The 20,266-nt window shown below is 42.1% G+C and carries 11 protein-coding genes, 1 rRNA gene, 3 pseudogenes and 2 other annotated features; of the genes and pseudogenes, 9 read left to right on the top strand and 6 right to left on the bottom strand.

All coding sequences use genetic code 11. The features are described from left to right. Nucleotides 1–8: 8 nt before the first annotated feature. The 3 genes and pseudogenes from hetF to ACX27_RS09590 all read left to right on the top strand — a co-directional run bounded on the left by hetF (nucleotide 9) and on the right by ACX27_RS09590 (nucleotide 5,543). Nucleotides 9–2,496, top strand: a pseudogene (gene hetF, locus ACX27_RS09600) (cell division protein HetF). A gap of 204 nt (nucleotides 2,497–2,700) precedes the next feature. Beyond that, nucleotides 2,701–2,880: a photosystem II assembly protein Psb34 gene (psb34, locus tag ACX27_RS09595; protein WP_062291392.1), complete on the top strand. Its 180-nt coding sequence runs from the start codon at nucleotides 2,701–2,703 to the stop codon at nucleotides 2,878–2,880. Nucleotides 2,881–3,329: 449 nt separating this feature from the next. Further along, nucleotides 3,330–5,543: pseudogene (locus ACX27_RS09590) on the top strand (tetratricopeptide repeat protein). Nucleotides 5,544–5,866: 323 nt separating this feature from the next. Here the strand turns inward: ACX27_RS09590 and rrf are convergent. After that, nucleotides 5,867–5,983, bottom strand: a 5S ribosomal RNA gene (gene rrf / locus ACX27_RS09585). A 112-nt stretch (nucleotides 5,984–6,095) separates the two neighbouring features. Further along, nucleotides 6,096–6,358: a sequence feature (23S ribosomal RNA rRNA prediction is too short), on the bottom strand. 19 nt (nucleotides 6,359–6,377) lie between these two features. Further along, nucleotides 6,378–6,479: a sequence feature (23S ribosomal RNA rRNA prediction is too short), on the bottom strand. A gap of 49 nt (nucleotides 6,480–6,528) precedes the next feature. Here rrf and ACX27_RS09580 point away from each other — a divergent pair. Further along, nucleotides 6,529–6,900, top strand: coding sequence for a hypothetical protein (locus ACX27_RS09580; RefSeq protein ID WP_083468707.1), 372 nt, complete (start codon nucleotides 6,529–6,531; stop codon nucleotides 6,898–6,900). Nucleotides 6,901–7,326: 426 nt separating this feature from the next. Continuing rightward, a pseudogene (locus ACX27_RS09570) lies at nucleotides 7,327–7,717 on the top strand (hypothetical protein). Between the two features lie 104 nt (nucleotides 7,718–7,821). On the opposite strand, the gene ACX27_RS09565 reads toward ACX27_RS09570, so the two are convergent. The 3 genes from ACX27_RS09565 to ACX27_RS34860 all read right to left on the bottom strand — a co-directional run bounded on the left by ACX27_RS09565 (nucleotide 7,822) and on the right by ACX27_RS34860 (nucleotide 10,913). Next, nucleotides 7,822–8,169, bottom strand: coding sequence for a rhodanese-like domain-containing protein (locus ACX27_RS09565; protein ID WP_235526573.1), 348 nt, complete (start codon nucleotides 8,167–8,169; stop codon nucleotides 7,822–7,824). A gap of 228 nt (nucleotides 8,170–8,397) precedes the next feature. Then, complete coding sequence (locus tag ACX27_RS09560) at nucleotides 8,398–10,536, bottom strand: serine protease (protein ID WP_062291380.1); 2,139 nt, start codon at nucleotides 10,534–10,536, stop codon at nucleotides 8,398–8,400. A 248-nt stretch (nucleotides 10,537–10,784) separates the two neighbouring features. Beyond that, nucleotides 10,785–10,913, bottom strand: a complete 129-nt coding sequence (locus tag ACX27_RS34860; protein ID WP_256364389.1) for a hypothetical protein — start codon at nucleotides 10,911–10,913, stop codon at nucleotides 10,785–10,787. A 102-nt stretch (nucleotides 10,914–11,015) separates the two neighbouring features. On the opposite strand from ACX27_RS34860, the gene ACX27_RS09555 reads away from it, so the two are divergent. The 3 genes from ACX27_RS09555 (at nucleotide 11,016) to ACX27_RS09545 (ending at nucleotide 16,143) form a co-directional block, all read left to right on the top strand. After that, the gene (locus ACX27_RS09555) at nucleotides 11,016–12,581 is read left to right on the top strand and encodes a P-loop domain-containing protein (RefSeq protein WP_062291377.1); all 1,566 of its coding nucleotides are present in this window, start codon (nucleotides 11,016–11,018) and stop codon (nucleotides 12,579–12,581) included. A gap of 1 nt (nucleotide 12,582) precedes the next feature. Further along, nucleotides 12,583–14,838, top strand: coding sequence for a beta-propeller domain-containing protein (locus ACX27_RS09550; protein ID WP_062291374.1), 2,256 nt, complete (start codon nucleotides 12,583–12,585; stop codon nucleotides 14,836–14,838). Between the two features lie 81 nt (nucleotides 14,839–14,919). Then, nucleotides 14,920–16,143 carry an ATP-binding protein gene (locus ACX27_RS09545; RefSeq protein WP_062298249.1) on the top strand — a complete coding sequence of 408 codons (1,224 nt, stop codon included), beginning with the start codon at nucleotides 14,920–14,922 and terminating at the stop codon, nucleotides 16,141–16,143. Between the two features lie 308 nt (nucleotides 16,144–16,451). Here ACX27_RS09545 and hemB read toward each other — a convergent pair whose 3' ends face one another. Both hemB and ACX27_RS09535 read right to left on the bottom strand, forming a co-directional pair. Further along, on the bottom strand, nucleotides 16,452–17,432 hold the full coding sequence (hemB, locus tag ACX27_RS09540) for a porphobilinogen synthase (RefSeq protein ID WP_062291371.1): 981 nt from the start codon (nucleotides 17,430–17,432) through the stop codon (nucleotides 16,452–16,454). A gap of 297 nt (nucleotides 17,433–17,729) precedes the next feature. Beyond that, nucleotides 17,730–18,071 carry a DUF4870 domain-containing protein gene (locus ACX27_RS09535; RefSeq protein ID WP_062298247.1) on the bottom strand — a complete coding sequence of 114 codons (342 nt, stop codon included), beginning with the start codon at nucleotides 18,069–18,071 and terminating at the stop codon, nucleotides 17,730–17,732. A gap of 279 nt (nucleotides 18,072–18,350) precedes the next feature. Between ACX27_RS09535 and prfC the strand changes: the two genes are divergently transcribed. After that, nucleotides 18,351–19,979 carry a peptide chain release factor 3 gene (gene prfC, locus ACX27_RS09530; protein WP_062291368.1) on the top strand — a complete coding sequence of 543 codons (1,629 nt, stop codon included), beginning with the start codon at nucleotides 18,351–18,353 and terminating at the stop codon, nucleotides 19,977–19,979. Nucleotides 19,980–20,266 lie beyond the last annotated feature (287 nt).

Here is a 20,266-nt window from a genome sequence, read left to right as displayed (position 1 = left end):
TTACTTGTATGGAATTTCACATTTCCGTAACTCCAGTAGGGCAGAATGACTACTTGGTGCGAACGGAACAAGTCGCGCCTGGGGTGCCATTGGCAGAAGAACTAGTGACATGGCCTGTAGCTGATTGGTTAGCAGCCGCAGGACATCTCATGAATGACCCATTACAGTCAGTGTTACAGGGTGATGCGATCGCCAGAAACTCTGTAAACTTGGTGGCATTGGGTCAGCAATTTTATAATGCTCTGTTTCATGGCACTCTCAGAGATAGCTGGATTACTGCTCAAGGCATTGCCCAAAACCATCAACAAGTACTGCGCTTGCGGTTAGGTCTCAAGGACAATAGATTAGCACGTTTACCTTGGGAAGTCATGCACGCAGGCGATCGGCCTTTAGCTACCGGGCCTTATGTGGCGTTTTCACGCTACCAAAGCGGCATTCTCAATACTGGTCGTCTACCATCCAGGAATTTACCACAATTATCCGAAGATGGGATAGTGCGCGTTTTAATGGTGCTGGCATCTCCTACAGACCAAATGCGGTTGGGTTTGTTGAAACACGAAGCACTCAGACTACAAGCCGAATTACACCGTCATGCGGCTCGCACTATTGACAGTAGCATTCCCCTACCAGAAATTGAACTGACTATTTTAGACCAACCAGGCAGAGAGGAATTAACCCAAGCCCTCGAACAAGGTAGATACCAAGTTCTGCATTATTCTGGTCATAGTAACTTAGGCCCCAACGGTGGCGAAATTTATCTTGTTAGTAGCAGAACAGGTTTAACCGAAACCCTCACTGGCGATGACCTAGCCGGGTTACTCGTCAATAATAATATTCAAATGGCTGTGTTTAACTCTTGTTGGGGAGCATTCACCGCCACAACTGACGCAACAGAAGACACTGGCGAACGTAACCTCACCGAAAGTTTAGTCCGTCGTGGAATTAAATGCGTTTTAGCAATGTCAGAACGCATCCCGGATGAAGTCGCACTCACCCTCACCCAGCTTTTGTACCGCAACCTCAGTCAAGGGTATCCGGTGGATTTATGTGTGAGTCGAGTGCGTCAGGGATTAATTTCGGCTTATGGTTCCCACCAAACTTATTGGGCTTTACCAATTTTGTATCTGCAACCCGAATTTGATGGTTTTCTGGGGACAGAACTTTCGACTTTTACCAGTACAGAATCGCTGACGGAAAGTAGCCGCAGTATCAAGGCAACTTCTACCACAGCTTACTCTGCGATGACTGATGAAGCACAGATATCTTTACCCATTGATGACATGATGCCGGACTTGGGTAATGGGGCTGGAGATTTAGACTGGTTGGGTGAAGAGACTTGGGGCGATTTAGTTGATGAAATTGAATATGATGATCCTAGTTATGCAGAAGATTCGGCGATCGTTTCCGATTTATTTCGCCAGCTAGATCAGCATTCAGCCAACAACAATAGTCAATCACCACTGACAGGTGATGTACCATCACACCACAACGAACATATTTTTCCGACGAAACAAATCAGTAGTGAAGTTACAGCCATTAATCAACAAGGATTATGGGGAAGCAAGAACACAACGCCCCAGGAAACTGCACCGAATCAGGAAAAAGAGTGGAATAACTCTCATGTGACATCGCTACCCACATCACCATCAAAACGTCGCCGCTTGGATGCACGGATCATTTGGGGTATTGTGGGTGCAGGTGCGATCGCTAGTGTGATTGGTTTTGGTTGGTGGTGGCAAACTCGACGCGCACCAATGTTTGCTGATATCCCCAAAATTCCCGTTCAGCAATCTTTATCGAGCGAAATTAATCCCAAAATCAACCTGCAAACTAGTCCCACAGGGGTGATTGCAACTAGCGCCACCGAAAAATTAACCCAAGGAGACTTGTCGGCTGGGTTGGCAGCTGTGGAAGAATTATTAAATCGTGGCGCACTACAATCTGCTCAAACTGCCTTAAATGTTGTGCCGATAAAACAAGCTAATAATCCTGCACTCAACTTTTTTTAAAGGCAGACTAGCTTGGCAGTTAATTCAAACGGGAGATAGAAAATATACTATTGATGATGCCCGCCGTTTTTGGGAAACGGCTGTGAAAGCTGAACCCAACTCAGTTTTGTATAACAATGCTGTGGGATTTGCTTATTATGCAGAAGGCAATGTTACCAGAGCTAATGATGCGTGGTTTAAGGCACTGAATTTAGCTTTAAATCAGCAAAAACCTGCCTATAATGCGTCAATTTCTTTGCAGAACGCTCCATTGCCTCAAGATGCTTTGACTTCCTACGCTGGTTTAGCATTGGGATTGTATAAATCAGCACGCTCTCAACCTGCATCAAAGCAAGAGCAATACATGAAAGAAGCGATTAAACTGCGTCAATTGGTGATTTCTCAAGACCCAGTAAACTTTCAGGTAAATAAATTAAGTAATAATTGGTTGTGGACAGAAGCCGCAATTACTGATTGGCGATCGCTCCTGCAACAAAAAGCAGAGTGACAATAGCAGGAAGCAGAATAATTTTAGATTTTAAATTCTGGATTTTAGATTAAGAAAAGCCAAGAAACCCCTAAACCCAGTCCTAAACAACAATCTTCGTGAGTAATTCCTGAAAATGTAACAATTTGTCTCTGAAAGTGAGAGCAGAACAGATAAATATTTGTAACATTAAATAATAATGTTCAGAATTTAAGGAATTACTTCATGCCCTACACGAATGAAGAAGGTGGTCGTCTTAACAATTTTGCCCAAGAGCCAAAGGTGTATCGAGCAGAACCTCCAACAGCAGAACAGAAGCGTAACTACATTATCCTCGGTGTCGCCGCGACAGTTTTAGTCGGTGGCTTAATTTTTGTTGCCTTCTCGGTTTCTAATCTCAGTTAAATATAGCAGGAGGACGACAGTCGCTACAACGGGGAGAACCCCCGCAACGCGCTGTCTCCAGAAGGCAGGAGGCAGGAGGTAAAAGTATGACTATGCCTGTCATTCAAGCTTTCAAATTGTCCTAACATATCTGACTATCGCTTTAACATTGTTTTTGGGAAAAAATTTAATTTTTGGTCGTGTGCAGGTTTTCATTGTCAGGGGAACCTGTTTTTTCTTTGTCATGTCAACAGTCTCAAGTCAAAATATTGCTGCGTCGAGACATGAAATTTTAAGTTTGTGCTTGACAATTGCCGTCATAGTTAAATAACGTTCAGTTAAGAAGAATCGCAACTAGGTAAGCCACTTGCATGGTCATCTATGGCTATGGGAAGATTACCCCGGACTAGATCAACCTAATTGCACCTTTGATCCGGTGATGTACAATGTTTTTTGGCTTTTGAGCCACCATGAGCGTGAATGATTCAGCACACCACGATAATTTTGCTTGGAATCGGCAAGTATATCACCGTTTGAAGCTTGCCCTGAGTTTGGGCTTAAGAAGACAACTTTTTTTTAGCAGTATGTGACGATTTACAGCTGCGAAATCAAGTAGCAGCGAGATTGCACTCCACTTTGGCTTATCCAGTTGGGCAAGTTTTATATCAACCCCAAGATGGACAGGAAACTAGCAGCACTCCGGCTTATCCGCGACTAGTAACTTTGCGGTTAAATTTAAATGAGCCTAATCCTGTAGCCCAAATCAATCAATGGTTGGCTAGTTATCCGCCGCCCATTGTCGGTGCATCTCCAGATAACCCTGGCAGGCCTTTGCCAATACCGACATTTCAAATTGTCGGCGTAGAACAGCTAACTAAGCAACCCGTAGCCGTTCAACGGTTATTCTTACATTATCTGCGCCTTTGCGAAGAGGCTTTTTCTAGTCAGGAATCTAGCGGGTTTCTTGAATCGAGTGTACTGTTGTGGGTATCGCGTCCTTGGTTGTCAGCTATTCAGCAGTCAGCACACCAGTTTTGGCGTTGGCGGACGGGGATATTTACGTTTGCCGGAGAACCTTCACCCGCCAAACGTAATGTCAATTATCCCGAACGTGTTTCTAATTCCCAAAATTTGGATTTTGGGAATTTAGAAGGGACTAGTGTCAACGAATCAACAATTGATACTCCACCCACAGCCCCACCGCCCACAGATCCTAAATTTGGCAAAAATGGTCATGGTACAGTTCCGGCGGAAACACCAGCAAAGCGGGTTAGTAGGGTTCTAGAAATTCCGCCACCACCGCCGGGATTTGTTAAGCATAAGTCACAACCAGCTGTTCAAGTTAGTGAAATTGCTGCTCCTTCACTGTCTTCTTTATCACATATTAGCCAGGAGTTAACAGAGTTAGTCTTAGCAACAATTAATGCCAAGGTTAATCAAGAAGAAGAGGATAATTGGCAGCCGCAACAAATTTTGTTAGCCATTGAAGAATTACACATCAAGCAAGCTGCAAAAGAAGAGTTGGCAGCAGCTTATCATCAGTTGGGTAACTTATATCGCCTGCGGATTGAGCAAGGAAATTCCACCCTAGAAAACTTGATGGTGGCAATTTTGGCTTATCAAGAAGCGATCGCCTATGATGAAACATCACCACAATTACCAGATATTCTCAATGATTTAGGTACATTGTATTGGATGTTGTACCGCACACCGCCCAATGTTGAAGCGGGACAAACTTACATTGAACAGGGAATTGAGTTTTATCAGTTGGCGTTGAAGATGATTTCACCGCAGACTCACCCAGAAACTTATGCGCGGGTGCAGAATAATTTGGGAACAGCTTACGGTGATTTAGCAAGATTTTCTCACCCTGCGGAAAACTGGCAACAGGCGGTTATAGCTTATACTGAAGCCTTGGCTTACCGCACTATTGAAATGGATAGCTTGAAATATGCAGCTTGCCAAAATAATTTAGGTACAGCGTACTGGCATTTAGGGCAATATAATCAACCAGTAGTGCATCTGAAAAAAGCGATCGCAGCTTATAACCAAGCACTCGCTCATTATAATGCCGAACAAGAACCACTCAAATACGGGATGATTCAAAATAATATCGGCACAGCTATTGGAATTTAGCCCAATACGAACAACCCGCCGACAATCTTCAGCAAGCTATTGATGTTTATTGCGAAGCTTTAAAATATCGCACCGCCGCCCATGTTCCCAGTGCTTGCGCCGCCACCCAAAATAATTTAGCCACAGCTTATTGGCATCTGGCAAACTTACCGCAAACCACAAAAGAACGCAAGCAAAAGTTACTCAAATTATCAATTATTGCTTACGAAGAAGCCATTGCATTAGCGCATTCTTTGAATGGAATACCATTAAGCTTTGATTTGTTTGCTGCTCATAATAACTTAGGATTAGCCCATTATCAATTAGTTACAGATAGTTATTTTAATGGCGATAAACCCACGCGATCGCACCACTTAGAAATAGCACTAGATCACCATTTGCAAGCCTTAAACGGATTAAGTAAACAACCAGAAGCTTATCAAACAACCTTTGCTTATGTAGTCAAAACAATCCGCGCCTTCCACAACGAATTAGGCATTCAAGGACAAAATTTGGCTTTATCAAAAGTACCTGGTCAATTATTACCAGAAATTTTGGCAAAGTTGTAAATTTGAGATTTAATACATATCTTGCATTTAGCCCCGACGAATGGAATTCACACGCCAGTGAGGGAGTCGGCAAAGCCGCCCAACGCACTGGCTCGGCTATAAAAACAAAATCCGCCTACGCGGACTAATACCATTTTGTTGGCTACGGCTATATCACAATTTTTCTCAAGATATCATACTTTGATGTTGAATTACGGCGCGATATATCTTTGCCGTGTTGTTTTCAATATTTCTTGTGTTGAAATCTTAAGAGAGGAGAGAATAAATACTAAAAAGCTCCTTAGTATAATGTTAGAACTAAGGAGCTTTTAGTGGAAAAAAAGACCTGGCGCCGAGCAATTGTGGCAGGAGGCGACCCTCCAACTATCGTAGCCGCAGCAGCGTTTCACCTCTGAGTTCGGGATGTATCAGTGTGGTTCCACCGCGCCATAGGCACCAGGAAAGACAGTGAACAGTGGGCAGTTATCAGTTATCAAACAACTGTCACCCATTCAGAAACCCTGAAGACTGCAAGAAACGCGATTTACCAAATAAATGTTTGAGGTCAAGCCCTCGGTCTGTTAGCACGGCTCGGCTACATACATTACTGCACTTCCACCTACCGCCTAAGAACCTGTGTTCTACAGGTGACCTTACCTACTTAAAGTAGTGAGAACACTCATCTTGAGGTGGGCTTCCCACTTAGATGCTTTCAGCGGTTATCCGCTCCGCACTTGGCTACCCAGCGTCTACTGTTGGTACAATAACTGGTACACCAGCGGTGCGTCCTTCCCGGTCCTCTCGTACTAAGGAAGGCTCCTCTCAATGTTCTAACGCCTGCACCGGATATGGACCGAACTGTCTCACGACGTTCTGAACCCAGCTCACGTACCGCTTTAATGGGCGAACAGCCCAACCCTTGGGACGTACTTCCGCCGCTCGGTCGCTTCAGTCTGAGAGTTCTCACGCCTCTGCCCTGAGAGTCTTAGCCGACAAACTACCAGAGTTGTTACCAGAAGCTCTGTCCGCCGCTCGGTCGCTTCAGTCTGAGAGTTATCGCGCCTCTGCCCTGAGAGCCTTAGCTGACAAACTGCCACCTGAGTTTTTCCCAGAAGCCCTGTCCGCCGCTCGGTCGATTCAGTCTGAGAGTTATCGCGCCTCTGCCCTGAGTTCCTTAGCGTCTAGTCTGTCACAAATGCCATATGCTGAACTTTTGCCTCTTTGGCAAGAGACAATTCATTACTTATCTCTCCACACTCGCCCTAATTTACTATCCGATATTAAGGCGTTGTTTCCAGTTATCTTTGCATTAGGTGGTGAAGCAGCAACGGCAGAAGTTGCCCGTGCAATTATGGATGTGGCGCGTTGGTGGCGGTGAGGTTTGAGAAAAAGTTGCTCACAGCGTTATATTCCATTGTTTACTGGTGTGCGATCGCCTAGCCCACTACAACAATGCACTACTAACCCTACCTCATCCATAAAGAACCTTAACTCATTTGCCACTAACGACGTAAGGTTTCTTATTAACCCTACCTCATCCATAAAGAACCTTAACTCATTTGCCACTAACGACGTAAGGTTCCTTATTAACCCTACCTCATTCATAAAGAACCTTAACTCATTTGCCACTAACGACGTAAGGTTTCTTATTAACCCTACCTCATTCATCAAAAACATCTACATCATTACATAATATTACTTAAGCTGATTGTTCTATAAAATACTAATTTTTGTGATTTTTCCTGAGCCAGATTACAGCTAATTTGAGACAAGCTAACACTATCATCATTACAGGAGTACATCTATGCCGCGTGCAAAACGCACATCTCGCATACTTGCAAAAGCTCAACTTCGAGCTTCTGGACTAAAAGCAATTGATCCAAACATTGATTTTGGTGATAATAATAGCTTGGAATATATGCAGCAACAAATTGATCAGTTAACTGCCAAAATTGATACTCATAACACTGCATTGGCAGTACTGGATGCTTCTAGAACTGACATTGAACGGCTAGAAAAAAAACTTAAGTACCCTTTGTGAAAAAATGCTGCTGGGAGTTGCGTTTAAATATGGTAACGACAGCAGCGAATATGAAATGGCTGGTGGTGTTCGTAAAAGCGATCGCGTTCGCAAAAGTACAGTTACTCGCTTAAAATCTGCATCACCAGAAACTGTCAGCAATAGTAAATCTTAAAGAATAGGTGATAGGTAATAGATAAAATAAAAAGTTGGGTGATGCTACTATCTACCCAACCTTTTATTCTCAGCGTAAGATTTACTCTCATGCTTGCGACTGACTTAGCAGCCACAATTTATCGTAATACCAAGCTGGGTTTTCTTGCCTTCAGTGGCGTAGCCATCACGTTTCCACCAATCAAGACCACCAATCAGTTCCCGGACTTCAAAACCCAAAGTCAATAATTTGAGTGCTGTTTTAGTCGAAGCATTACAGCCAATACCGTCGCAATAGCAAACATAAAGTCGTGACTTATCCAGCATCTCAGTTGAGTTGAAACAGATTTCTTTGTGTGGTAGGTTCAATGCGCCTGGAATATGTTCTTCAGCAAAAGCTGCTGCTGAACGGCCATCAACAACAGTTATCGCCTGTCCTTGATTGAGAGCAACGTATAGATCCCATGAATCCATCTCATACGCAAGTTTACGTTGATAGTGCGCCATTTGATCTATGCTCATGATTGTGTCCTTGCTAAGAGGGTGTTTAACAAGTAGCTGATTGTGATTATTAGCACTTCTTGATCCCCCCTAACCCCCCTTAAAAATGGGGGAAATATTTCAAAGTCCCCCTTTTTAAGGGGGATTTAGGGGGATCTAAAATGTTTTGCTACCGATGAGAGGAATTTTAAAACATCCTTGCTAACGCTGACGTTTTCTAATTAGTTCTAATACTTGCTGATAAGCGGCTGTGTTTCCTTGCATTTTATACAAATTAGCTGCCGTTTCCAAATCACTGATACCTGCTTGTTGTTCGCCTAAATCATACCGAGCTAAACCTCGGTTATGGTAGGCTTGGGCATAGTTAGCATCAATGTTAATCGCTTTATTATAATCAGCGATCGCACCTTCTAAGTCTCCCAAGTTTCTGTAAACATTGCCACGGTTATAGTAAGCAAAGACATAATTAGGGATAATTTTCAAAGCTTGATTGTAATCGGTCAAGGCTCCTTGCAAATCATTGATATCATACTTTGCATTACCGCGATTATTATAGGCGTAAGCATAATTCGGATTAATTTTAATTGCTTGGGTATAGTCTGCGATCGCGCCTTGCTTATTGCCTAAATCAAAGTAAACATTACCGCGATTATAATAAGCTTCAGAATTATTAGTATTGCTCTTGATGGCTTGGCTATAATCTGCAAGTGCCTTTTGCTTTTCACCTAAATAATAAAAGGCGTTACCTCTACCGTTGTAAGCAGCCGAATAATTAGCATTGAGTTTAATTGCTTGGTTATAATCTGCGATCGCTGCTTGTAAATCTTTCAAATCAGAGCGAGCATTACCGCGATTATAATAAGCTTCGGCATTATTCGGACTAGTTTTTAAAGCTAAAGTGTAATCTGCGATCGCCCCTTGTTTATCACCTAAATAATAACGAGAATTGCCCCTACCGTTGTAAGCCGAAGAATGATTAGGATTGATTTTCACAGCTTGAGAATAATCTGCGATCGCTCCTTGATAATCACCTAAATCATAGCGGGTATTACCACGGTTATTATAAGCAAAAACATAGTTAGGGTTAATCTTAATCGCTTGATTATAATCAGTTATTGCCCCTTGCTTATCACCTAAACTAGCGCGAGTATTTGCCCGATTATAATAAGCTTCTGCATTACCTGGATCAACTTTAATCGCTAGATTATAATCAGCCAATGCCCTTTGCTTATCGCCCAAAGCATAGTGAGCATTACCACGATTATTATAAGCAGAAGAATAATTAGGATTTAATTTCAAAGCTTGGTTATAATCAGCCAGCGCCCCCCGCTTATCATCAAAATCATACAGAATATTGCCACGATTATAGTAAGCAAAAGCATATTCAGGATTAATTTTTAAAGCTTGGTTGTAATCTTTCAGAGCGCCTTGCTTATCACCCAAATAATAACGCGCATTTCCCCTATCATTGAAAGCATAAGAATACTGAGGATTCAGGCGAATAGCTTGATTGTAAGCTTCTATTGCTCCTGGATAATCACCTTTTTTATACTTATCTCCGCCTTGAATGTAAAAATCATCTGCCTTTGGTTCTTTAGAAGTTGGTTGTGTCAACGCGCCGACTCTTGTACCTACCTCAGCTTTTGGTAAAGTTCGCAGAAAAGTATTAATCGGAATACCCAAATTAAAGCCAGTTTTGATAATTATATCGGGATTTTTATCAGAAATTTGATAATTTTCGGCGGTATCACCTCTACCGTGAATCCCCACTAACTCACCTTTGTCATTCAGCACCGGGCCGCCACTCATCCCCGGCAGCGTGTCGTTATTGTAAACTAAAGCATAACCATCGCGCAGGGCTTTAGAAGCGTTAGCCGTAACCCGCCCTTCTACAAAATTGTAAATTGAGATAGAAATAGCCGCACTTGGTCGAGGAAACCCCGCCACATAAGATGTTGCACCTTCACTAATGTCATCAGAGTTACCTAATTTCGCTACAGGATAAGTTTTGCTGCTGGTAAACTGCCCAATAGCTAAATCTACTCCTGGCATCTTTTTCACCGTGTCGTACTTTAATTCATAACGGCTATCATCAGGAGTGACAACTGCATATTTATCTGGATTTTCGAGGACGTGTTTAGCTGTTAATACCGTGTAAGTATCACCCTCGCGGCGAATAATTACCCCAGAACCAGAACCATTTTGATTTTCAATCAGCACCGTCATCGCTTTAGCAATTTTGCTGACTTCTGTTGAAGAAAGGGCTACTGCCATTTGCGGTTGCACAATAGCAACTGCAACGCCAATCAGTGCGGGTGTTAATAAATAATTAAATTTCATAACGATTTTGCTATGGTTGCGGTTAGTAATTGCTTAAAAGTATATTGATAATTTTTTTATACCATCCTCATGGTGCTGAAATGGGCGATTGTTGAATTCTTATCATAGAGTTTAATGTTTTTTAATTAGCGATCGCCTTTGATACGTGAAACTTTCTACTGGAGAACATGAAATTTGAGTCTCTGAGGTCGAAGCTTGAGGTTCTGAAGTTGAAATGAAAAAGCGATCGCTCCACCTTTTAGGATATTTTAAAAATAATCGAGCGATCGCACCTCACCAAAAACAATCACAACACCTCTAGCGTTCTTCTCTGCGCCTCTGCGCGGCAGTCGCTTCAAGTCGGGAAACCCGCCCAACGCGCTGCCTTGCCTCTGCATGAGATAGCTAAAGCAGTAATATGGCTTAATACAGGCTAATTTGCACTATCTTTCGCTAAGATAAGTTAAAAGGTGGAAAAATTATCTCTATCCATAGTAAAAATGAGTATTGACCCTGTAGTTAATGCCCTTAAAAGTCTTGCTAAACCTGCGGCTTCTTTAGTTATTAATCAAGCTCAACGTAAAGAAAGCGTAGTTAGACTTTTAAAACAATTCAATTTTGATCCAATACAACCACCCAGAGATGTTGATGGCGTTTATGTTTATTCTTTAATTAAGTATGGTGTAGATAAGCCAGAAGCAATTTTAAATCTTTTTAGAGAGAAAGAAATTAAAAAGGCTTTTTGGAGTGCTTATACTTCTAACAATCCCTTGGGTTTTTACAAAGAAGTAGAAAAGTTTTTGCAGCAAAAAAATTTAAAAGTCGATATTCAACGATCGAGAATTGATCTGCGATCAGAGTTAGAAGAGTTTGGCGAAAAATTTATTGAAGTTGCTAAAGAAAGTTGCTCTACTGATTTTCAGCCTTATCCTGAATGGAATTTAGACGAGTATCCCACAGAATTTAAGTCATTAATTAAAGAAAAAATTCGCTCGTTTCGCGGTCGCCAATTTGTATTTGACACATTTCAGAAGTTTCGCAACCAACATTCTAGAGGTTATTTTACTGTGGTGGGTGATGCAGGGATGGGGAAAAGTACCATTGCTGCTAAATACGTCAGGGACAATAAATCACCATGCTATTTTAATATTCGCTCCGATGGTCGTAATCGTGCCGAGCTATTTCTAGAAAGTATTCGCAAACAATTAATTAAACGTTACCAGTTGCAAAATGTCGAGAAGGCTAATTTAGCTGATTTATTAGAACAGGTTAGCAAAAAACTACCTGCTGGTGAACATCTGGCAATTGTAGTTGATGCACTCGATGAAGTAGAACAAGAAACAGGCGGAAATCTTTTAGATTTACCAACGGCACTTCCTGAAAATATCTATTTTTTCCTAACTAGAAGACCATATACTATAGATAAAAAACGCTTGTCAGCACTAGATGTCCCGACAGAAGAGCTAGATTTAAGGGCAAGTCAGTATGCTAGTTTAAGCCTTAAAGACATTAAAGAATATATTTGGTTCTTCTTAGATATTGATCCAGACTATAAGAATGCAATTAGACAATGGATTCAAAACCGCAATATTTTTGAGCAAGATTTTGTTGAGCAGGTAGCAACTAAAAGTGAAAATAACTTTATGTACCTGCGTTATGTTTTGCCAGGAATTGCTAAAGGTGAATATAATAACCTAAGTCTAAGGCAATTACCCGATGGTCTACAACAATATTATCAAGTCCATTGGGAGCGGATGAAAATGGATGACGAACTCCAGAACTTAAAAGTATTTATTCTATTTATTTTAGTGGAGATTGGCACACCAATTCCCTCCGAAATGATAGCGGCTATTGCCAAACAAGAAGAATATCATGTGCAATTAGTTTTAGATGAGTGGGTTGAGTACTTGAAGCTGCAAAATATTAAAGGAGAAAACTGCTACAGCATTTATCACGCTAGTTTTTTAGACTTCTTGAAAGGAAAAAGGGTTTTAGATTCTAGACGAAAGTTATTTCAAGAAGTTAATCAAGGCATTACAGAATACCTGATCAGGGAGATGGCGTGAGATGGGAGAATTGGCAAATAAGTTAGCGGAAAAACCTTACAGTTTTCAAACTGCTTACTTGCATAGTTTAGCCTCAAGCTCAGTGAAGTCAGGAAATTTGGAGAAGTATTACCAAACTCTAACTGATTTTGATTTTCTGGAGGCAAAAATTAACCATCCTGATTTTGGAGTGCAGCCGCTCATTGAAGATTATAATTTGCTCACAGAATCAACAGAATCAAAGCACACAGAATTTCCTTCAGAAAAAATCAAATCACTAGAATTAATACAAGAAGCACTCTCACTATCGGCACATATTTTAGCAGAAGATAAAACACAACTTGCAGGGCAATTGTTAGGGCGCTTGTTGTACTTCAAAGAAATGCCAGAAATTCAGTCAATGCTGGAGGTTGCACAGTGCTGGAAAACAAAACCCTGGTTACGACCTCTTACACCTAGCTTAATTGCTCCCAGTGGGCCATTACGACGCACCCTAAATGGTCATAGTGAACCAGTGTGGGCAGTCGCTATTACCCCAGATGGAAAGTACGCTATTTCAGCTTCTGGTGACTGCACTCTCAAAGTTTGGGACTGGCAAAAGAGAGAAGTTGTACATATTCTAAATGGTCATAGTCAACCGGTTTATGGAGTTGCCATTATTCCAGATGGCGAGTACGCTATTTCAGCTTCTGTTGACCGCACACTCAAAGTTTGGAATTGGCAAACTGGAGAAATTGTCCGCACCCTAAAAGGTCATAGTAACAGCGTGTCGGCAGTTGCTATTACCCCAGATGGTAAGTATGCAATTTCTGGTTCATTCGACCTTACCCTCAAAGTTTGGAATTGGCAAACAGGGGAAATTGTCCGCACCCTAAAAGGTCATAGTAGCAGCGTGTGGGCAGTTGCTATTACCCCAGATGGTAAATATGCAATTTCTGGTTCATTCGACCGTACCCTCAAAGTTTGGGACTGGCAAACAGGGGAAATTGTCCGCACCCTAAAAGGTCATAGTGACAGTGTGTCGGCAGTTGCTATTACCCCAGATGGAAAGTACGCAATTTCTGGTTCATTCGACCGTACCCTCAAAGTCTGGGACTGGCAAACTGGTGAAGTAATTCGTACTCTCAGTAACCGTAGTCCAGACCGTGATAACACAATATGGGCAGTCGCTATTACTTTAGATGGGAATTATATAATTTCTGGCTCACGCGACGCTAATTTCTTAGTCTGGAATTGGCGAACTCAAGAAGTAGTGCGTACCCTAAAAGGCCATAGTAACTCAGTACTTGCTTTAGCCTTGACTCCGAATAATAAGTACGTGATTTCTGCTTCTGCTGATGCCACACTTAAAGTTTGGGACTGGCAAATCAATGAAATCGAACATATCCAAAATGGTCACACTTTCTGGGTACGAGCTGTTACTACAAACCCCGATGGAAACTACGCAATTTCAGCTTCTGCTGACAGCACACTCAAAGTCTGGAGTTGGGACACTGGAGAAGTGGTACGTACTCTCAATGGTCATGATAGTTGGATATATGGAGTTGCCATTACTAGAGATGGCAAGTATGTAATTTCTGCTTCTAGTGACTACAGTCTAAAAGTCTGGAATTGGCAAACTGGAGAAATTTTACGTATTCTCATTGATGAGAGTAGTGGGGTAAGTGCAGTCGCTATTACCCCAGATGATAAGTATGCAATTTCTGGCTCATTCGACAGCACACTCAAAGTCTGGAATTGGCAAACTGGGGAAATTGTCCGCACCCTCAAAGGTCATAGTAAAGGCGTGTCGGCAGTCGCTATTACGCCAGATGGTAAGTATGCAATTTCTGGTTCATCTGACAGCACACTCAAAGTTTGGAATTGGCAAACTGGGAAAATTGTTCGCACCCTAACAGGTCATCTTGAATCTGTAAATTCAATTGCTATGACCCCCGATGGTCAATACGCGATTTCTGCTTCTGATGATAGTACCCTCAAAGTCTGGAATTGGCAAACTGGGAAAATTGAACTAACCTTCAACGGTCATGGTAATCAAAATGTGCGTGTAGTCGTCGTGACCCCAGATGGCAACTACGCAATCTCTGGTTCACATGACAATGGACTACTCAAAATTTGGAATTGGCGGACAGGAGAAGTAATCGCTACTTTCACTGGAGAGATTACAATTAGTTCCTGCGTGGTTACACCCGATGGTACAAAAATCTTTGTTGGGGAAGCATTAGGAAGGGTACATTTTTTGAAGTTGGAAGGAAGTCCCTTGAATTTAAAAAAGTAAAGTATAATACTTTTTCGCAATTCCTGAACTAATATGTTAGCGAACCGTCTTAGACAAGCAGCTAACTATATTCTCATAATTATGAATTCACCACCTACACCGCACACTACTAATCATCCCAGAGGACACCCTACGGAGTTTGAGCAAATTATTAACGCAAACAGCCACAATTTTATCGGGCGGAATTTTGTCTTCGCGGCAATTAATGAATTTATTCGGCGCTATCAGCGCGGTTACTTTACTATCATTGGCGCACCAGGTAGCGGTAAAAGTGCAATTTTAGCTAAATATGCCCTAGATAATCCTGATGTTGTCTATTACAACGTTGAAGTGGCAGGTAAAAATCGTGCTGAGGAATTCTTAAAAAATATCTGCACGCAATTAATAGAGATGTTTACAATATCTCTAGATAACCAACCGGAAAACACTACACAAGGGAGTTGGTTTTTATCTTTGCTACTTCAGCAAATCAGTGATGGGTTAGCATCCAATCAAAAGTTAGTTATTGCAATTGATGGCTTAAATTTTATTGACCGCAATAGTCAATCTCCTGGTGCAAATTTGTTTTATCTCCCGCGTTATCTTCCTGATGGGGTTTATTTTCTCCTTAGCCGCCGACCATTTTTGCCAGAAAAGTCAGGTTTGTTAATTGAAGCACCGTTCCAAAGTCTTGATTTAGCAGATTATGAGGCAGAAAATCAAGCGGATATTCAGGCTTATATTCAAAAGTACCTAACCGCAGAAGAGATCCCCCCAACCCCCCTTCAAAAGGGGGGCAGTATTTCTCCTCACCAGTCAAGTAACTTTTTAATTGACAAGGAAGGCAACGTTCCCCCCTTTTTAAGGGGGGCTAGGGGGGATCTCAAATCTTGGCTAAGTAATCACCATATCAGTGAGCAGGAATTCTGCACCCGCCTCACCACTGAATCGGAAAATAATTTTATGTATCTCAGTCAAATCATAAATGCGATCGCTGATAATTTCTACTCTGAACCATTCCAATACAATCAACTCCCTCCAGGTTTAGAGACATATTATCAGCAGCATTTACAAACAATCATGCCACCAGAAGAACACTCAGAATTTAAGCTTGCGGTATTGAATGAATTAGTCAAGCAGCAACAACCAATATCAGCCGCCGCAATTGCTGAAATTCTAAATACAGATGAATTTGAAGTTGAAGAAGTTCTAGAAAACTGGCTAGAGTTCTTGCAACAAGAAAAAAACTCAGACAACACCTATTACAGTCTTTATCATTCCCACTTCCGCGACTGGTTAAGTAGACAACTAAGTAGGTCATCGTGAATATTTATTATCATGATAAGGCAGGAGGCAGAAGGCAGGAGGCAGGAGGGAAGAGGGTTTAGGGCAACTTTACTTTTAGTTATATACTTCGTTTTTTTATGCCTTTCTACTTAATAAAGGATAAAATTTATAAACCTGGCAAAATTCAAATTAGTATTGACCGAGTTTAACAATATTCCAATTCTGACACCGCAAGATTTTCTCAGTCGTTATTCCCCGATTTAAAATAATCCCACGCCCAAACACCAAAACACAAAGAAATACTTTGCGCCTTTGCATTTTGGCGTGAGATTTCCACAAGAAAGTACTTACCGCAACCATCTAGCTGCATCTTTGGCATGGTAAGTTAAAATCAAGTCTGCACCAGCACGCTTAAAGCCGGTTAAAGTTTCCATAACTACACGTTCTTCATCTATCCAGCCATTCAAAGCCGCAGCTTTAATCATGGAATACTCACCGGAAACGTTGTAAGCTGCAACAGGTAAGTTACTTGCTTCCTTCACGCGCCAGATAATATCCATGTAAGCCAATGCAGGCTTAACCATGAGCATATCCGCACCTTCGGCAATATCTAATTCAATTTCTTTAATGGCTTCCCGACTATTTCCAGGGTCCATTTGATAAGTTCTTCTGTCGCCAAATTGGGGTGTGGACTCAGCCGCATCGCGGAAAGGCCCATAGTAAGCCGAAGCATACTTAGCAGCATAAGACAAAATGGGTGTATCTTGGAAACCAGCTTCATCTAATGCAGTCCGAATTGCATAGACAAAACCATCCATCATTCCCGAAGGCGCGATGATATCTGCACCAGCTTTGGCTTGAGAAACGGCGGTTTTCTGGAGTAATTCTAAGGTGGGGTCATTGAGGACTCGTCCGGTTAAATCACCCACTTGTAAGTAACCGCAGTGACCATGACTGGTGTATTCACACAAGCAGGTGTCAGCAATTACAATCAAGTCTGGCACTGATTCTTTAACAGCAGTTGCAGCTTTTTGGACTATTCCGCAATCATGCCAAGCACCAGTAGCATCAGCGTCTTTATCTTCGGGAATGCCAAATAAAATGATGGCGGGAATGCCTAAGTCGTAAACTTCTTTGGCTTCTTCCACAATTTTGTCTACCGATAATTGGTAGACTCCGGGCATAGATTTAACTTCCTTGGCAATTCCGTTACCTGGTACAGCAAACAGGGGGTAAATTAAATCATTAGTTGTAAGGATGGTTTCACGTACCATCCGACGCAGTTGGGGGTGGCTACGCAAACGACGGGGACGTTGTATGGGAAACATAGTTTTTGTCAAGGAAACGATGTAATGGACACAAGTCAAAGCGGCACAAAAGTAGAGAAAAACTCTACTACTGTCAGACAAACTACAAACAGTGCTTAACTGTCCTTTGCCCTACTCTTGATGAAGCTGTGGGGCAATTTTGTATTCTACAACTTGGTTGCTACTTCATCTAGCTAACAGTTTGGGCAGAGAGATATTAATTTTTAATTCTGAGCTAAAAACATTAAACCGCAGAAAGTTTTGCAAATGTTTTTATTAACAATGTTCAAGTTTTTATTAGCAATTAACCTGACTGTGTTATATAACACGGAAAATGAAGGGATAGCGGAAGGGTTGGTCTGGCTTGGTAAGCACACTGGCGATCGCCCAAATTGTTAATCCCCAATGCAGCGCATATCCAAGGAATACTAGAGGGAATAACAAACCAAAAGTTAACCAGAGCAATGCTGTAATAATAATTCCATAAATCCAAACATTCAGGTGAAAATTAATAGATTCTTTGGCATTTTCTAGGACTACCGGATCATTCGCAATGAATAGCATAGCGATCGGTATCCCCACAGACATAAAAAGCGTACTGAAGAAAATCGCTCCGTGACACAAAGCAGAAAAAATCTTGCGTTTATCTGGGTCGTACATGCTTGTTTCCTTTGAGGGGTTAGGGGTAGGGGGCAGGAGGCAGGAGACAAGGGGCAGGGGTACAGGGTGCGGGGGGACAAGGGGGCAAGGGAGTAATATTTCTATTTCTACCTTGTCTCCCCCCTCTACCTTGTCTCCCCTCTCTACCTTGTCTACTCCCACTCAGCACTCTTTGACCCTATCACGAGCCTCGTTGTTTTAAGATTAAAAGACTTACTAAAGTAGAGAAAAATTAAGTTAAGTAAATTAACAAGGGTAAGTAATACATTTAGGTCAATTATGTCAACTGAAATTCAGTCAGAACTTTATCAAGCCGTAGAACAGCGTCGCAATTTTGCGATTATTTCTCACCCTGACGCGGGGAAAACGACGCTGACAGAAAAGCTACTGTTGTACGGAGGTGCAATTCATGAAGCTGGTGCGGTGAAAGCGCGGCGGGCGCAGCGCAAAGCTACTTCCGACTGGATGGCGATGGAACAGCAACGCGGTATTTCGATTACTTCGACGGTTTTACAGTTTGAGTACCAAAACTGTCAGATTAATTTATTAGACACCCCCGGACACCAAGATTTTAGTGAAGATACTTACCGGACTCTGGCTGCTGCTGATAATGCGGTGATGTTAATTGATGCGGCGAAAGGTTTGGAACCGCAAACCCGTAAATTATTTGAAGTATGTAAATTGCGGGGTTTGCCGATTTTTACTTTCGTGAATAAACTCGACCGTCCGGGTAGAGAACCTTTAGAACTGTTAGATGAAATTGAACAGGAACTAGGGTTGCAGACTTATGCTGTGAATTGGCCGATTGGGATGGGCGATCGCTTTAAGGGTGTATTTGATCGTCAGCAGCAACAAATTCACTTATTTGAACGCAGCGCCCACGGTAGCAAAGAAGCCCGTGATACTGTTGTTGATTTGGGTGATGCCAAAATTGAACAGCTGCTAGAAGAAGACTTGTACCACCAACTGAAAAATGATTTGGAACTGTTAGAGGGAGTCGGCCCGGAACTAGATTTGGAATTAGTGCATCAAGGCAAAATGACCCCAGTGTTCTTTGGTAGCGCCATGACCAACTTTGGCGTAGAGTTATTCCTCAAGTCTTTTCTCGACTATGCCCTAAAACCAGGTGTTCACAATAGCAGCGTTGGCGAAGTTCCGCCCACATATCCTGAGTTTTCTGGTTTTGTGTTCAAATTGCAAGCCAACATGGATCCAAAACACCGCGATCGCATCGCATTTGTCCGGGTCTGCACTGGCAGATTTGAAAAAGATATGACAGTCAATCACGCCCGCACAGGCAAAGTCGTACGTTTATCGCGTCCGCAAAAACTCTTTGCCCAAGAACGGGAATCGATTGATGTCGCATATCCAGGTGATGTCATCGGCTTAAACAATCCCGGCGTATTTGCGATCGGCGATACCATTTACACAGGGCAGAAATTGGAATACGAAGGAATTCCCTATTTTTCACCAGAACTATTTGCCACCCTCAGAAATCCTAACCCCTCAAAGTTTAAGCAATTTCAAAAAGGGATTTCGGAATTGCGCGAAGAAGGTGCTGTACAGATTATGTACTCAACTGATGAAGCTAAACGCGAACCAATTTTGGCGGCGGTGGGTCAGTTGCAATTTGAAGTGGTGCAGTTTCGCCTACAGAACGAGTATGGCGTAGAAACAATTCTCGATTTATTACCCTACAGCGTCGCCCGTTGGGTAGAAGGTGGTTGGGAAGCTTTGAACAAGGTGGGACGTTTATTTAACACCACCACAGTCAAAGACAGTATGGATCGGCCAGTGTTACTATTCCGCAATGAATGGAATTGCCATCAGTTACTAGAAGACCATCCCAATTTAAAATTAAGCGCGATCGCCCCGGTATTTTATGGTCAATCATCAGTGGAATCTTGAAAAAGAATGCAGAAGTCAGAATACAGAATTCAGAATAAATTCATTCTGACTCCTGACTACTGAGTTCTAGATTCTGACTCCTGAATCCTATTTATCGGGTATAGTTGATGTCCACGGCATCGCGGGGTCGCGTTGTTATATCACCGTGGATCAAAAGTCAAAAGCTAAAAGTGAAAAGTAAAAAGAAAATCTTATATCTAAAACGTGAGGCGCAGCAGTCTAGAGACTGGTGAGCGACTTTGTTCTTCTTTACTTTTGCCTTTTAAATTTTTACTTTTACCTTATTC

The organism is Nostoc piscinale CENA21, from assembly GCF_001298445.1.
Lineage (GTDB): Bacteria > Cyanobacteriota > Cyanobacteriia > Cyanobacteriales > Nostocaceae > Nostoc_B > Nostoc_B piscinale_A.
The sequence above is the reverse complement of the archived record's forward strand: the minus strand, read 5'-3'. Positions and strand labels throughout refer to the sequence as shown.

Coding starts and splice junctions, on each gene's coding strand:
- ACX27_RS34860 (WP_256364389.1), bottom strand. CDS start 10,913: ATGCAGAGGCAAGGCAGCGCGTTGGGCGGGTTTCCCGACTTGAAGCGA.
- ACX27_RS09550 (WP_062291374.1), top strand. CDS start 12,583: ATGGGAGAATTGGCAAATAAGTTAGCGGAAAAACCTTACAGTTTTCAA.
- psb34 (WP_062291392.1), top strand. CDS start 2,701: ATGCCCTACACGAATGAAGAAGGTGGTCGTCTTAACAATTTTGCCCAA.
- ACX27_RS09545 (WP_062298249.1), top strand. CDS start 14,920: ATGAATTCACCACCTACACCGCACACTACTAATCATCCCAGAGGACAC.
- ACX27_RS09535 (WP_062298247.1), bottom strand. CDS start 18,071: ATGTACGACCCAGATAAACGCAAGATTTTTTCTGCTTTGTGTCACGGA.
- ACX27_RS09560 (WP_062291380.1), bottom strand. CDS start 10,536: ATGAAATTTAATTATTTATTAACACCCGCACTGATTGGCGTTGCAGTT.
- prfC (WP_062291368.1), top strand. CDS start 18,351: ATGTCAACTGAAATTCAGTCAGAACTTTATCAAGCCGTAGAACAGCGT.
- hemB (WP_062291371.1), bottom strand. CDS start 17,432: ATGTTTCCCATACAACGTCCCCGTCGTTTGCGTAGCCACCCCCAACTG.
- ACX27_RS09565 (WP_235526573.1), bottom strand. CDS start 8,169: ATGGATTCATGGGATCTATACGTTGCTCTCAATCAAGGACAGGCGATA.
- ACX27_RS09555 (WP_062291377.1), top strand. CDS start 11,016: ATGAGTATTGACCCTGTAGTTAATGCCCTTAAAAGTCTTGCTAAACCT.